The 15,553-nt window shown below is 60.7% G+C and carries 9 protein-coding genes and 1 pseudogene; 8 read left to right on the top strand and 2 right to left on the bottom strand.

Features of this window, described 5'->3' with window-relative positions; all coding sequences use genetic code 11:
* Window positions 1–27 precede the first annotated feature (27 nt).
* Window positions 28–2,562: an autotransporter outer membrane beta-barrel domain-containing protein gene (locus ASD52_RS35965; protein ID WP_025428524.1), complete on the bottom strand. Its 2,535-nt coding sequence runs from the start codon at window positions 2,560–2,562 to the stop codon at window positions 28–30.
* Window positions 2,563–3,004: 442 nt separating this feature from the next.
* Between ASD52_RS35965 and ASD52_RS35960 the strand changes: the two genes are divergently transcribed.
* A complete protein-coding gene (locus tag ASD52_RS35960; protein ID WP_025428525.1) occupies window positions 3,005–4,165 on the top strand; it encodes a DUF3095 domain-containing protein in 1,161 nt (386 codons plus the stop codon).
* Here the strand turns inward: ASD52_RS35960 and ASD52_RS35955 are convergent.
* Window positions 4,155–5,492 carry a nucleotide sugar dehydrogenase gene (locus ASD52_RS35955; protein WP_025428526.1) on the bottom strand — a complete coding sequence of 446 codons (1,338 nt, stop codon included), beginning with the start codon at window positions 5,490–5,492 and terminating at the stop codon, window positions 4,155–4,157. The genes ASD52_RS35960 and ASD52_RS35955 overlap by 11 nt on opposite strands.
* A gap of 389 nt (window positions 5,493–5,881) precedes the next feature.
* Between ASD52_RS35955 and ASD52_RS35950 the strand changes: the two genes are divergently transcribed.
* From ASD52_RS35950 to ASD52_RS35920, 7 genes and pseudogenes are all read left to right on the top strand, one after another.
* Window positions 5,882–7,231: an adenylate/guanylate cyclase domain-containing protein gene (locus ASD52_RS35950; RefSeq protein WP_057226726.1), complete on the top strand. Its 1,350-nt coding sequence runs from the start codon at window positions 5,882–5,884 to the stop codon at window positions 7,229–7,231.
* Window positions 7,232–7,239: 8 nt separating this feature from the next.
* Complete coding sequence (locus tag ASD52_RS35945; protein WP_082571921.1) at window positions 7,240–8,190, top strand: polysaccharide lyase; 951 nt, start codon at window positions 7,240–7,242, stop codon at window positions 8,188–8,190.
* A gap of 122 nt (window positions 8,191–8,312) precedes the next feature.
* Window positions 8,313–10,205: an ABC transporter ATP-binding protein gene (locus ASD52_RS35940; protein WP_025428529.1), complete on the top strand. Its 1,893-nt coding sequence runs from the start codon at window positions 8,313–8,315 to the stop codon at window positions 10,203–10,205.
* Entirely contained in the window at window positions 10,202–12,103 is a 1,902-nt protein-coding gene (locus tag ASD52_RS35935) for an ABC transporter substrate-binding protein (RefSeq protein ID WP_057218195.1), read from the top strand. The genes ASD52_RS35940 and ASD52_RS35935 overlap by 4 nt, the downstream gene beginning before the upstream one ends.
* A gap of 1 nt (window position 12,104) precedes the next feature.
* Window positions 12,105–13,103, top strand: coding sequence for an ABC transporter permease (locus ASD52_RS35930; RefSeq protein ID WP_025428531.1), 999 nt, complete (start codon window positions 12,105–12,107; stop codon window positions 13,101–13,103).
* Window positions 13,100–14,272 (top strand): annotated as a pseudogene (locus tag ASD52_RS35925) (ABC transporter permease); the annotation flags it as partial. The gene ASD52_RS35930 and the pseudogene ASD52_RS35925, both read left to right, overlap by 4 nt.
* Window positions 14,273–14,335: 63 nt before the next feature.
* Window positions 14,336–15,553, top strand: coding sequence for a glycosyltransferase family protein (locus ASD52_RS35920; RefSeq protein ID WP_025428533.1), 1,218 nt, complete (start codon window positions 14,336–14,338; stop codon window positions 15,551–15,553).

The following is a 15,553-nucleotide window of genomic DNA, read 5'->3' as shown; positions in this document are numbered from 1 at the left end:
CGTTTGCGGCAGCGTCTGGTCACGATGTCACCATTTTATGCTGATGCCGATATTCCCCTCCAGCACTTGCGTTTTGTCTCCGCCGAGGTTGGTCGTGTAGTCCGCCGTCGCGAAGAGACTGGTCGATTCCGATATTTTTGCAACGAGACCACCGCCGATTTCCAAAGCGGTGCCGCCGACTTTGGTGACGATCGCGTCTGAGCCGAAGTTTATGCGCTGGTCCGCATCGAAGCCGTGCCAGATATTGGCTTTGACGTAGGGATGAAGCGTTGCCGTTTCTGTCGGAATGTCGCCTTGCAACCGAAAGCCCAAACGGCCGGTAACAGCGTCCTCGCTGTCGAAGGACGTCGTCGAGAATGCATCCTGTTGCTCGTCCAGCGAGAGATGTTGCCAAATCAACTGTGCCTGCGGTTCGAGCGTCCAGCTCTCGGTCAAGGCTATCGGATAGCCGCCCTCCAGCGATGCCGTAATGCCGGTTCCGTCAACCCCGATGCCGGTGCCGCCGTTGGAGTTCGCATCTCCGTCGAACCAGGTACCCATCAAAACGGCATCGAGATACCAGTCATTGGGGCCGATATGGGTCCAATATCCGCCGAGGCTGTTTGCGTCGACCTCGATGTCGCCGACGCTCAGATTGTTCCAGCCGAGCGCCTGGCCGGTGATGTCGCCGTCGGCGCGGACGTGGCTGAGGAAAAGACCGACGCGGTCATGATGGCCCGTATCGGTTTCCCATCCGAAAAGGTCCTGACCGGCCTGAAAGCCGAACAGGTTGCCATCGAATCCCGGCGCGACAGTTCCATCCCACTCCATTTCGGTGTTCTGGCCGAAAACACGCGCCCAACTTGTCGGCAGCGCTCCTGCGCCGTCAAGCAATGCCTGCTCGCCGCGACGTTCGTGGAACGTGCCGAGGCTGGAGAGGGCAAGATACTGGGCAACGGGCGGCACGGCCGCGTAGGTAGGCACCTCGACACGGTAGAGTGGAACGACTTCCACAGCTGTCGGCGTACCGTCTATCGTCACAACCACCACCTCGGGGGGTACTGGCGTGGCATCCTCTGAAGGGGGCGTAACGCCAGGTCCAGGCGGTACGATGACCACTTCCGGCGTCACGACCTCCGGCAGCGGGGTCGTCACCGGCGGCGAGACGATCTCTACCGGCGGGACGATCACCGGTGGTGTGACAACCGGAGGCGCAATGAGGGTGGAGCGCAGGTAAAAGTTCTCCTCCGTGCCGGCTGAAACACCGCCCTTGAAGAGAAAATATTCGCGGGCGCCGGCCGCAACCCGCCCATTGAGCCCGAACGCGCCGGCGGCCGCCGTTGCACCATTGGTAAGCTCGACCACCATGATGCCGTCCAGCAACGTCGATGCTCCGCGCCCGCCAGTGTTGGCGATACCGATGCCGGTGGTGCCGGAAGCCGTGCCCCCCGAGACGACCAGTCGGTCGGACGGCGAAGAATCGTTGCCGAGCACGGTGTTGAGCAGGAGCAGGCCGCCATTGCCGGTGTAGTTGCCGTTGACCGTGAAAGTGTCGCTCGTGCTTGCTGCGCCATTCGTGAGGTCGATGCTGCCGCTGTTGACGAGATTTGCGAATTGGCCGGCTGTGGCAGCTGATATCGCGACATTGGTGCCGCCCGCCAGAAGGGTGCTTGATGAATCGACATCAAGTGTCCCCGTTCCGGTGCCGCTGTCGCCAAGCGTCAGATTTCCATCGAAAGTCAGTACTGTGCCATTGGTGGCAGCGATGGTTTCCCAGTTCTGCAGACGAGCGACGCCGTTTGTCGTGACATTCGCGAGTGTCAGGTTGTCAATGCCAAGGCCGCCCGTGATCGCGTCCGTGCCGCCAAGATTCGCACTTGTGAGGTTGCGCAGCGTCGCGGTGTCGTTGTCAGCGCCGAGTTCGACTGTGCCCTGGATGACGCCGCCGCCATCCCAGGTAAACGTATCAGCCCCGAAACTCATCAACACGTCGCCAGCGAGGGATCCACCCGTCACGGTGACGTTGTCCGTGCCGCCGCTGACGCTGATATTGCCGCCGATCGTGCCACCGGAAAGGATGATTGTGTCGTTACCGAAGCCGGTGACGAGGTTGTTGTCGATCGCACCGCCGGACATGTCGAAGACGTTATCTGCGAGAAGCATGTTGACGCGGCCGATCCGACCGCCGGTCATGACCGCATGATCCCCGTCGTCGAAGAAATTCACGATTCTGCCACCGGACATGAAGAATGTGTCGAAGCCACCGCCTTGGTTGAGCGACTGGAGAACGCCGGCGGATATGGTGAAATCGTCGATCCCGTCACCCTGTTGCAGGTTGCCCGTGATGGTGCCGCTGTGAATCGCGACGGTGTCGGCGCCGGGGCCGAAGGTCACGGTGCCGTTTATCGTACCGGTGCCACCGGCGGGAAGCGTGAGGCTGTTGTTGCCGCCGAGGTCGCTGAGGCTGCCCGACGTACCGCTGTCGCAGACATAGACGTCGTCGCCCGCGGTAGGGGCGAACGTGCAAGCAGCGTTAGCCGTTACGTCCTGGATCAGAATGAGGCCGAGCGCGGTTGAGGCCATTAGGGCGACGCGACGCCAGGGCCGGCAAGGACAGTCCTCCGTTCGTTGGCGCCGAAAGCGCAGCAAAGAGAGGGGTATGCCGTCTGGGCGGCCTTGCGTTACAAGATGCATGATGGCCCCCCCCTGCTCCAATACGCCGTTTTCAATCCAAGGCTGATGATCGGCGATTGTTCTAGCGACATGGATAGGGCCACGGGTGCCGAGACCTGACAACCGTCAAATTTTAGGAGGAAACTCGGACAATCGAGGATTGTTGCCAAGGCGTTACGTCCAGTTGCCAAGGTCTTTGACGGCTGATGCTGAAACCCGCTTCGCGGGCCTCTTGCGTTGCCGGGGTCGTCGCAGGTTCCCTCAACACGGGTATCGGGATTTGAAACTTTTTCTTGCGGTCTTGCGTGGAACATCTATCGACATAGCCAGTGGGTAAAAGCTCGGAGCATCGATGGCAGAGACGAGTGGAACACGATTCTACGACAGCGTGCCGCTCTTCGACGCGTTCGAAGGGGTTGCCGACGAAACGAATTACCGTGCCTTACCGGACGACTGGATGCTCGCGCTCGCCGATATCGTCAATTCAACCGGCGCGATCGCCGAGGGCCGCTACAAGACCGTGAACATGGCCGGCGCTAGCGTCATCTCCGCGCTGATGAACGGGCTTGACGAGAAATCCATGCCGTTTGTTTTCGGAGGCGACGGGGCGCTGGCGGTCCTGCCATCATCGATGGCGGAGCGCGCGAAAGCGGCGCTTGCCGCGGTGAAAACGTGGGTCCTTGAAGAACTCGGGCTCGAGTTGCGCGCGGCACTGGTGCCGGTCAGAGATATCAGGGCGGATGGCCTCGACATGCGCGTCGCCCGCTTCAAGGCGAGCGAGGAGGTTTCCTACGCGATGTTTGCTGGCGGCGGTGCAAGCTGGGCGGAAGCGGCCATGAAGGCGGGGCGTTACCAGGTGGAGGCAGCACCGCCGGGCACGCGGCCCGATCTCACAGGTCTGTCGTGCCGATGGAACCCAATCCAGTCACGACACGGCTCGATCGCCTCGATCATTACAGTGCCCGGCGAAAAAGGCAGCGGACCGGAATTTCAGGCGCTGATCGCCGACATCGTTGCTCTTGCCGACGAGGAAGAGCGACACGCGCATCCGGTTCCCGAGCTCGGGCCCGAACCACGCTTTTCCACTCAAGGCATCGAAGCCGAGGCGCGGGCGAGGGCGCCGCGGGGAGGGCGGCTTCTGGCGCGCCTTTGGATCACGCTACAGACACTGGCGCTGTTCGTCTGTTTTCGCATGGGTTGGAACCTCGGCACGTTCGATACGACCCGTTATCGGCGCGATCTCGCCAACAACACCGATTTCCGCAAATTCGATGACGGCCTCAAGATGACGATCGATATCAGCGCCGCGCGCCTCGCCTTGATCGAGGCGCGGCTGCGTCGGGCCGAGGCGGCCGGCGTCGGCCGCTACGGCCTGCACGAACAGGACTCTGCACTGATGACCTGCATCGTGCCCACCCCGATGAGCCGGGATCACATGCATTTCGTGGACGGAGCCTCAGGCGGCTATGCGGTTGCCGCCAGCAAGCTGAAGGCGGCCTTGGCTAGGCCTTGACGATGTGCGCGCCGGTCAGGCCGTGGCGGTGAAACACGTTGCGCGTATCGACGATAAGCGGTGAGGCGCTAGCAAGGGCGGCGTAGTCGACCTGGTCGTGGTCGGTTGCCACCAGCACGACATCGAACTGCCGGATCGACTGCTCGTCGAGCGTCACGGACCGTCTGCCCTTCAGAGCGCTGTATTCGCGCGTCGATGGAATCTCGGCGACATAGGGGTCGTGGTACTCGCACCGACCGCCGCGTTCCTCGATCAGTTCGATCAATTTCAGCGAAGGGCTTTCGCGAATATCGGGCACGTTCTTCTTGTAGGCGAGGCCGATGACAAGGACCTTCGAACGGCTGAGCGCCTTGCCCGCATGGCGATCGAGCGCCTCGGCGAGCCGGCTGACCACGTGGCGTGGCATTGCCGAATTGATCTCTCCGGCCAACTCGATGAACCGGGTGGGCAATTCGTATTCGCGCGACTTCCAGGTGAGATAGAAGGGATCGATCGGTATGCAATGCCCGCCGAGCCCTGGCCCAGGATAAAACGGCATGTAGCCGAACGGCTTGGTCTTCGCCGCCTCGATCACTTCCCAGACGTCGATGCCCATCGCCTCGAAGACAATCTTCAGCTCGTTGACGAGGGCGATGTTGACCGAGCGGAAGATGTTCTCGGTTAGCTTGACCGCTTCGGCGGTGGCGTTGGACGATACCGGTACGACCGTTTTGACCACCGCGGCATAGAAGCGTTCCATCAGGCTTGCGGCGAGCGGCCCGTCGCCTGCCACAACTTTCGGAATGCTGGTCGTCTCGTAGACCGGGTTGCCGGGGTCTTCGCGTTCGGGTGAAAAGCCGACAAAGAAATCAACGCCCGACCTGAGGCCGGTCTCCTCGAGGATCGTGCGCACGACGCCGTCGGTCGTTCCCGGGTAAGTGGTCGATTCGAGCACCACGAGCTGGCTGGCCCTGAGCGTTGCTGCAATCGCACGTGCCGTATTCTCAACGAAGGAAAGGTCGGGATCGCGGTGTTTCGTCAGGGGCGTTGGCACGCAGATGACGATGACATCGCAACTGCCCAGCTGTCCGAAATTGGTGGTGGAGCTGAAGCGCCCGGCTGTCGCCTGCTCGGCCAGCACGGCGTCCGGTACGGCTGCGATATAGGATTTGTGCGCGTCGAGCGCGACGATCTTTGCCGGGTCGATGTCGAATCCGGTCACCGAAAAGCCCGCGCGTGCCGCCGCAACTGCGAGCGGCAGGCCGACATAACCAAGTCCGATGACGCCGACATGGGCCGTGCGAGCCGAAATCGACGCCAGCAGCCTTTCGTGATGGGGTGAGGTCAATTTTCGGTTCCAGCTTTTGTGAACGGGAGGCGCCAGCCTGGCGACATGTCGTGGTTTGTTGGATAGAAACAAGGTACAAGTCAAGCGTGGCGCGGATGCCTTCCCCTGACTGCGGTGCATTGGCGTGCCATCAAATCTTCGTGTGGCCGCGGCGCGAAACAAAAAATTCGCGCGCCTCTGGAAATTGCAGAGGGCCATCAATATCTGCAGTATATAAGTGCCGCATTCCGGGTGCCTGCACGTCATCGACGCCGGAATCGGTTGGAGCATTTTCTTAACGGGCACGTATCATCATCAGCCGCCGCGAGCGAACGCCGACACATCGTCGGGCCGTTCGCCCATCGCAATTGGGCATGGTGCTGGACTGTCTGTCACGGTGAGGACGCGAAATGGGCCCGGTAAACGATAACGTATCTGAAATCCTGATCGACAAGGTCGCGGACTGGCTCATGCGGACGTCGCTCAGCGACGAGTCGCTGGAGACGATCGTCAAGGGCTTCTGCGAGCGGCTGGCAGCTGCCGGCCTGCCGTTAATGCGCGTGCACCTTTCCTTTTCCATGCTGCATCCGCTCTATGACGCGCTCGGCTTCACCTGGGCGCGCGGCAAGGGCGTCGAGGTCAGCGGCCTGCGGCACGAGGAACTCGCGCTCAATCCGGAGCGGTTCCTGCGCAGCCCCTACTATTACCTGCTCAACAACAATCTCGATCATGTCCGTCGGCGCCTCTACAAGGATACGCCGTCCGAGTTCCCGATCTTCGACGAGCTGAAGGAACAGGGGGCGACCGACTACATCGCCTTCATGCAGTCGCTCGGCGCCGATTCCGGCCACGGTATGGTCGGCTCCTGGACGACGGACCGCCACGGCGGCTTCACCGATGACGTCATCGGCGCGCTGTTGCGCCTGCAGAACCATCTCGCTGTTGCGGCCAAGATGGCCGTTCTCGGCAAGCTCGCCGACAACATGCTGACCACCTATCTCGGCTCGAGCGCCGGCCGCCGCGTGATGAGCGGGCAGGTCCGGCGCGGCGACGGCGAGACGGTGCGTGCGATCCTTGTCATGGCGGATATGCGCCGCTCGACCATGCTTGCCGAAAAGGAGGGCCGCCAATCCTATATCGAAACGCTGAACGGTTACTTCGATGCGATTGCTGCGCCGTTCAACCGCAACGGCGGCCATATCCTCAGCTTTGTCGGTGATGGTTTCCTGGCAGTCTATCCCTGCGGCCGGCACAAGGAACCTTCCGAATTTGCCGCGCGCGAGGCGTTCGGCGCGGTGCGCGCCGCAACCGCGCGCATGGAATTGCTCAATTCCGAGCGGCGCAAGCAAGGGCGTGACCCGATCGGCTATGGCGTCGGGCTTCATGTCGGCAATGTAATGTTCGGCAATGTCGGCCTTCGCGACCGGTTGACGTTCTCGGCCTTCGGCTCGGCGGTCAATGAGGTGCAGCGGCTGCAGAACCTGACGAAGAAATACGCCCACAGCGTTGTCGCCAGCGAGGCATTCGCCAATTATTGCGGCGGCGACTGGACCGCGCTCGGACAGGAAAAGCTGCGCGGCGTGCGCCAGAAATTCACCATTCTCTACCCGAATGAGGCAGCGCTTCTGCCAAAGCCGGATGAGCGCCTCGATGATGTTTTGCAGGATGGACTTTCGGAAGCAGAGCATGTCATGCTGCTCCATCGCAACACACGCCCGCTGCAACCGCCGCGTGGCCTTATCGACAAGATGCTTCAGTAAGGACCTCAATGTTCCGGGCAGCCCTCATCGTCGCGAGCTTCTTCATCACTGGCGTTGCAGCAGCGCAGCCGTGGGAAACCAAGCTTTTCGACGGGTTCGAGGGAAAGGATTTCTCGCCGGACGGCGGGCTCTACTACCGGGAGAATTTCGAGCAGAGCGCGGGGACGGCCGAGTTTCAGAGCATCGTCAAGCGCAACGGCAATGGCGGACTCAAGCTGAGCGTCGTGCCGATCTGTCCGGATTCGCTCGACGGCTGCAGTGAGAGAGCGGAAATCTGGGAGAAGACGGCGCTGCGGGTGCCCTACGACCAGGGTATTTGGTACGGGTTCTCCATGAAGTTTGCCGACCCGATCCCCTCAGGCGATCATCGTTATCTCGTGGCGCAATGGAAACGCGAGATCGACCCGGGTGCTGAAGGCGATTTCAGCCCGTTCCTGGCGTTGCGCATGAACTTCGGAAAGTTGTTCGCAACTATCGAGACCAATTATATCGCGCCGGTTTCCACCGGGCCGGACGGGGTCGCCGCCGCCTGCAAGCCGGGTGAAGTGCCGGTATGGGGACGCCCGGGCGTCAACCAGATGCGCATGCTCGTGGCGGCTGATCCGGCGTGGAAGGCGGATGACGGCAATCTGTTCAATGGCTGCACAGATGCGATCACGGTGACGAACCACGGCAATCCATTGCCCGATCCGAAGTCGGGCTGGATCGATTTCGCGATTTATACGAAGCCGGGCGCCGACGGCACCGGCCATATCGAGCTCTTTGCCAATGGTAAGCCGATCATCACGGTCAAGGGCCACGTCGGGCATGCTGACAAGGGGCTCGGCCATAATCAGTATTTCAAGTTCGGCCCCTATCGCGCGGCCGATGCGACCGACTGGACGCTCTATTATGACGATTTCCGTCGATCGCCGCGCTGCGCCGACGTGCTGCCCCAAGAAACTTGCCCTCTTCCCTGAGATTGCGACGCGACCGTAAACTATGCTGTGGTTGCAAGGGGCTAAGCTGGACAGCCCCCTGAAGCTGCGATAGTCTTTTTTAGAGGCGGCGGATACAAGGGCAATGAGGGAAGTGTGTTGTGATGACATCAGGGGCGGACCTGCTTCGAGTTGAAGGTCTGCGGATCACATTCTCGGTGCTCGGCGGTGAAGTTGAAGCCGTCAAGGAAGCGAATTTCAGAATTTTGCCAGGAAAGGTGACCGCCCTCGTCGGTGAGTCCGGTTCCGGGAAATCGGCCATCAGTCAGGCCGTCATGGGTATCCTGCCGAATGTCGCGCGGGTCGGTGGACATGTCCTGTTCAACGATCCGGCGGCCAAGGGCAAGCCGATCGATCTGCTTTCGCTGGAGCGCGAAGGTGAAGAAATACGTGCCTTGCGCGGCACCCGCATCAGCAAGATCTTCCAAGAACCGATGACGTCGCTGTCGCCGCTTCACACGATCGGCAACCAGATCTCCGAAGTCTTGAAAATTCATACGGATGCGGAAAAAGCTGAAAGGCGCGCCAGAACGGAAGAGCTTCTTGGTTATGTCGGGTTTTCGAACCCGAAGCGTGCCTATGATATGTATCCTTTCGAGCTCTCCGGCGGCATGCGCCAGCGTGCCATGATCGCCATGGCGCTGATCTGCCGACCGGCGCTGCTGATCGCCGACGAGCCGACGACTGCGCTCGATGTGACGGTGCAGGCGCAAATCCTGCAGTTGCTGCGCGAGCTGCAGGTCAAGCTCAACATGGCGATGCTGTTGATCACCCACGACCTCGGCGTGGTTGCCAATATGGCTGACGAAGTCGTGGTGATCTATCACGGCCAGATTGTCGAAGCAGGTCCGGTCGATGCGATCTTCCGCAATCCGCAGCATCCCTATCTCAAGGGCCTGATGGCCGCGGTCCCGCATTTCGACATGAAGCCGGGCGAGCGGTTGAAGGCATTGCGGGAGGTGCCGGTCAAGGCTGGGACACTGCTGGGTGCCAAGGCCTCCACTAGGGCGGTTGGCCCCGACGTTCTCCTGTCCGTACGCAACCTTTCCAAGACCTATGGAACGCGCAAGACCTCGTGGTTCGGCAAGAAGGACCCGTCTCGCCATCGCGCGGTGGACGATGTCAGCTTCGATATCCGTCGTGGCGAGTGTCTGGGTCTGGTCGGCGAGAGCGGCTGCGGCAAGACGACGGTCAGCAAGATTTTGATGCGGGCCATCACGCCTGATGGCGGCAGCGTCAGCTTCGATGACGGCGAAGGTCCGATCGACGTGCTCAAGGCGGAAGGTGATGAGCTGAAGACGCTGCGCTCGAAGATCCAGATGGTTTTTCAGGATCCGGTGTCGTCGCTCTCGCCACGCATGACTGTCAGGAATATCCTGAGCGAGCCGCTCGAAATCCACGGGCGCGGAACGGCGAAGTCGCGTGTCGAGACGGTGCGCTCGCTGCTGCAGGCCGTCGGGCTCGACCAGCGGTTCGTCAACCGCTATCCGCATAGTTTTTCCGGCGGCCAGCGCCAGCGCATCGGTATCGCGCGGGCGCTCGCTCTGGTGCCGCAACTGCTGATCTGTGACGAGCCGGTATCGGCGCTCGACGTTTCCGTCCAGGCCCAAATCCTCAATCTGCTCAAGGATCTGCAGAAGGAACTTGGGCTTACATGCCTGTTCATCTCGCACAATCTCGCGGTGGTCGACTATATGGCCGACCGGATCGCGGTGATGTGTGCGGGGCGCATCGTCGAACTCGCGCCGCGCGAAGTTCTGATGCGCAAACCGGTGCACCCCTATACGAAGTCGCTGCTCGCTGCCGTCCCCTATCCGGATCTCGATCGTCCGCTGGACTTCGATCTGCTCAAGGCCATTGAGGGGTCGGACATGCGGCGCTGGGGACCGCAGTTCAGCGACGACGGCGAGGAAGGTGCGCTTTTTCCTGCTGACCTCGGTGGCGACCACTATGTTCTCGCGCGCAAGTCAGTGGATGCAAGGGAGTTACGGCCATGATCACTCGCCGAACTGCGCTCGCCCTGCTCGCAACAGTGGCGTTTCCCAAGTACCTTCTTGCAGCGGCAAGCGAGCCGAAATTTTTCGAGGCGCTTGTCGCCGAGGGAAAGCTGCCACCCGTCAATGAACGGTTGCCGAAGACCCCGCGCGTCATCAACGTTGCGGCCATGGGACGCCAGCCAGGCAAACACGGCGGCACCGTGCAGAGCCTGATTGGCAGCGCGAAAGACATACGGTTGATGACCGTTTACGGCTACTCACGCCTGGTCGGCTACGACGAAGAACTCGAACTGCAGCCGGACGTGCTCGAAAGCTTCGAGACGGTCGAGGACCGGATCTTCACGTTCCATCTGCGCGAGGGACACAAGTGGTCGGACGGAAGCCCGCTTACGACGGACGATTTCCGCTACTGCTGGGAAGATGTTCTGCTCAACGAGAAACTGAGCCCGGCGGGCCTGCCGATGGCGCTGGTGATCGACGGCGAGGCGGCAAAGTTCGAGGTGCTCGACGAGCGGACCGTGCGCTACACCTGGTCCACGCCCAATCCCGATTTTCTGCAAAAGCTCGCCGCACCACAGCCCTTGGTGCTGGTGATGCCGGCGACGTACCTCAAGCAGTTCCACGATAAATATCAGGATGAGGACAAACTCAAGGCGCTTCTGAAGGAGCAAAGGGTCAAGAAGTGGAACCAGCTGCATATGCGCATGGCCCGTTCCTACCGCCCGGAAAATCCCGATCTGCCGACGCTTGACCCGTGGCGCAACACAACATCCTTGCCGGCCGAGCAGTTTGTCTTCGAGCGTAACGCCTTCTATCATCGGGTCGATGAGAACGGGTTGCAGCTCCCCTACATCGACAAGTTCGTGCTCAACGTCAGTTCTCCGGCGCTGATCCCGGCGAAGGCCGGCACCGGCGAGAGCGACCTGCAGGCGACAAATATCGACTTTATCGACTACACCTTCCTGAAAGATGCGGAAAAGCGCTATCCGGTAAAGGTTCTCCTCTGGAAGAAGACGCAAGGCTCACGGGTCGCGCTGCTTCCCAATCTCAATTGCTCCGATGCGGTCTGGCGGTCGTTGCTGCAGGATGTGCGCGTCCGCCGGGCGCTGTCGCTGGCGATCGATCGTTCTGAAATCAACAAGGCCGTCTTCTACGGACTGACCAAGGAGAGCGCCGACACTGTCCTGCCGGACAGCCCGCTGTTCCGGCCGGAGTTCGCCTCCGCCTGGATCGCCTACGACCCGGTGCAGGCCAATGCGTTGCTGGATGAGGCTGGCCTGACGAACCGCGGCAGCGATGGCATTCGTATTCTCCCTGACGGCCGTGCCGCTCAGATCGTCGTTGAGACCGCAGGCGAAAGCACCCTGGAGACCGATGTCCTGCAGTTGATCACCGACTACTGGCAGAAGATCGGCATTTCGCTCTTCATCCGCACGTCGCAACGCGACACCTTCCGCAGCCGTGCCGTCGGCGGTGAGATCGTCATGTCCATGTGGTTCGGACTCGACAATGGTGTGCCGACTGCGGACATGAACCCAGGCCAATTGGCGCCGACTGCGGACGATCAGCTGCAATGGCCGGTTTGGGGGCTCAACTATCTCTCGCATGGTGAGATGGGGCAGGCGCCCGATCTTCCGGCCGTCGTTGAGCTAACCGAGCTTCTGCAGCGTTGGCGGCACTCGGCCGAGGATGCCGAGCGCACCGAGGTCTGGGAGAGGATGCTGTCGATCTACACCGACCAGGTCTTCTCGATCGGCATCGTGAATGCCTCCCTGCAGCCAATTCTCGTTGCCAACAAGATCAAGAATGTCCCGGAAGCAGGGCTCTACGGATTCGATCCGACGAGCTATTTCGGCGTCTACAAACCCGATACGTTCTGGATCGAGCAGGAAGGCTGACATGCTGCGATACATCCTCTGGCGCATCGCGGCGATGGTCCCGACCTTGCTCATCATTTCAGCGCTCGTCTTCACCATCATTGAGCTGCCGCCCGGCGACTACTTCGAGAGTTACGTCGCCGAGATCAGGGCGCAGGGCGAAGGCGTCAACATGGAGCAGATCGAGGCTCTCCGGAAGGAATACGGCTTCGATCAGCCGCCGCTGCTGAGATATGTTCATTGGCTCGGCGGCATGCTGCAGGGCGATTTCGGCTACTCCTTCGAGTACGAACTGCCGGTCAGCGCCGTCGTCGGCGACAGGATGTGGCTGACGATCCTCGTCTCGTTCGTCACCATCATCTTTACCTGGCTGATCGCCTTCCCGATCGGCATCTACTCCGCGACTCACCAGTATAGCTGGGGCGATTATGGGCTGTCGCTGGTGGGGCTGATTGGCATCGCCATTCCGAACTTCATGCTGGCGCTGATCCTGATGTACTTTGCCAATATCTGGTTCGGCATCTCGATCGGCCATCTCATGGACCAGAAATATCTGGCAGAGCCCATGAGTTGGGCGAAGGCGAAATCGATCCTCGAACATATCTGGATACCGGTCATCATCGTTGGTGCGGCGGGGACCGCCGGCATGATCCGGCGTCTGCGCGCCAACCTGCTTGACGAATTGCAGAAGCAGTATGTCGTGACCGCCCGCGCAAAGGGGCTTTCGCCAATGCGTACGCTGGTCAAGTATCCGCTCAGGATGGCGCTGAACTTCTTCATCTCGGATATCGGTTCCATCCTGCCGGCGATCATTTCCGGCGCGGAAATCACCGCGATCGTGCTGTCTCTCGAAACGACCGGCCCGATGTTGATCAAGGCGTTGCAGAGCCAGGACATGTACTTGGCCGGCTCGTTCCTGATGTTCCTCGCATTTCTGACCGTCATCGGCGTGCTGATTTCCGATCTCGCGCTCGCCATTCTTGATCCTCGGATACGGCTGCAAGGCAGGAGCACCAAGTGACGTCATTCCTTCCGGCGCCCGGCGAACCGCTGCCGCACTACGTATCGACAGCACCATTCGATCCCTATTCCGTCGAAGCGATGACGGAAGAACAGGTGCGGGTTAACCAGGCTTCGCAGCTGCGGCTAATGTGGTGGAAGTTCCGCCGGCACAAGCTGGCGCTGATATCAGGCATTTTCCTGGTCGCGCTCTACCTGATGATCGCGATCTGCGAGTTCCTCGCACCCTACAATCTGCACACGCGCAATGTGGATTACATCTATGCGCCGCCGCAGTCTGTGCACCTGTTCCACGAGGGGAAGTTCGTTGGCCCGTTCGTCTACGGGCGGACGATGGAACTCGATATGGAGACGCTGAAGCGCAACTACACCGACAACCTGCAGGACGTCGAGCCGATCCGCTTCTTCTGCCGCGGTGACAGCTACCGCTTCTGGGGCCTGTTCGAAAGCAATGTGCACCTGGCATGCCCGGCAAAGGACGGTCAGCTCTTCCTGCTCGGCACCGACCGGCTCGGCCGCGATGTCCTGTCGCGCATCATCTATGGTGCGCGCATTTCGCTGACGATCGGCCTTCTCGGCATTACGGTGAGCTTCGTGCTCGGCATCGTCATCGGCGGTCTCGCCGGCTACCACGGCGGTGTCTTCGATCTCATCGTCCAGCGCATCATCGAAGTGCTGCAATCGATCCCGAGCATTCCGCTCTGGCTGTCGCTGGCCGCAATCATGCCTGCGACCTGGAGCCCGATCCTGATTTATCTGGGTATCACGATCATCCTCGGGCTTCTCGACTGGACCGGGCTTGCCCGAGCGGTGCGTTCGAAACTGCTTGCGCTGCGCGAGGAGGACTACGTTCTTGCCGCGCAATTGATGGGCGCAAAGAGCGGCCGCATCATCGGTCGACACCTGGTTCCGGGCTTCATGTCCCATCTCATCGCCACTGCGACCATTTCCATTCCAGGGATGATCCTCGGCGAAACGGCGCTGAGCTTCCTCGGATTGGGGCTGCGCCCCCCGATCACCAGCTGGGGCATCCTGCTGACGGAGGCGAAAAGCGTGAGCGTCATCGCCTTCTACCCCTGGCTGCTATTCCCAACGATCCCGGTCATTTTTGTGATTTTGGCGTTCAACTTCTTGGGAGACGGGTTGCGCGATGCCGCCGATCCCTACAAATGCCGGCCGCAAGCCGGCGTCGCGAGTTTTGATTCGTTTTTTCCTGAGCGAAAGGTTTCTGGCATGACGCGGCGCTTAGAAGATGCCCGGATACTCATGTACAGCCATGACACTTTCGGGCTCGGCCACCTGCGCCGATGCCGCACGATTGCGCATTCGCTGGTGGAAGATTATCGGGGTTTGAATATCCTGATCATATCGGGTGCGACGATTGCCGGCGCCTTCGATTATCGCGCGCGCGTCGATTTCGTGAAGATTCCGAGCGTCATCAAGCTGCACAACGGCGACTACACGTCTCTCGATCGCCATATCGAGTTGGACGAGACGTTGAAGATGCGCCAGTCGATCATCCGTCACACGGCGGAAACCTTCAAGCCAGACATCTTTATCGTCGACAAGGAGCCGATGGGGTTGCGAGGCGAGGTCGAGGAGACGCTCACCTATCTCAAGGCCCATGGCACGACGCTCGTTCTCGGCCTGCGCGAGGTGATGGATGCGCCGCATCTGCTCGAAGCGGAATGGAAACGCCGCGACACCATGCGCAAGATCGAGCAGTATTACGATACGATCTGGGTTTATGGGCCGCCCGACTTCTACGACCCGCTGACGGAACTCGAGGTGCCGCCCGCCGTGCGCGAGCGCATGAACTTCGTCGGCTTCCTGCAGAGGAGCGTACCGCGCGAGGAATTGCCCGGTCACAAGCCGGAAGGCGACTATATTCTCGTCACCACCGGCGGTGGCGGCGATGGTGCCGACCTGATCCACGATTTTATTCACGCCTACCAGCAGGATCCGGAGTTGACGCATAAGGCGCTTGTGGTCCTTGGCCCCTATATGCCGGTCAAGAAGCGCGAAAAGCTGATCAAAAAAGGAAGCAAGATCCCTTTCATCAAGATCATCGAGTTCGATAATCGCATGGAAGAGCTGATTGCCGGCGCCAAGGGCGTGGTGGCGATGGGCGGTTACAACACCTATTGCGAGATCCTGTCTTTCGATAAACCGGCGCTGATCGTCCCGCGGATTCAGCCGCGCGAGGAGCAACTGATCCGTGCACGTCGTGCCGCCGAGTGGGGTCTCATCGACATGCTGCTGCCCGACGAGGCGGTGGATCCCTTGCGTTTCGCCGCCGCGTTGAAGGCTTTGCCGCAACGCGCGCCGCCGTCGAAAAGTTGTGCCAACGGCCTGCGGCTCGAGGGGCTGGTGCATATCTCCGAAATCGTAGGCGGGTGGCTCGACGAGCAGTCGAGTGAGCACCTGAGTATTGTCAAGAAATCGAGCTGA

Origin of the sequence: Ensifer sp. Root142 (assembly GCF_001426785.1) — a bacterium.
GTDB classification, from domain to species: domain Bacteria; phylum Pseudomonadota; class Alphaproteobacteria; order Rhizobiales; family Rhizobiaceae; genus Ensifer; species Ensifer canadensis.
The sequence above is the reverse complement of the archived record's forward strand: the minus strand, read 5'-3'. Positions and strand labels throughout refer to the sequence as shown.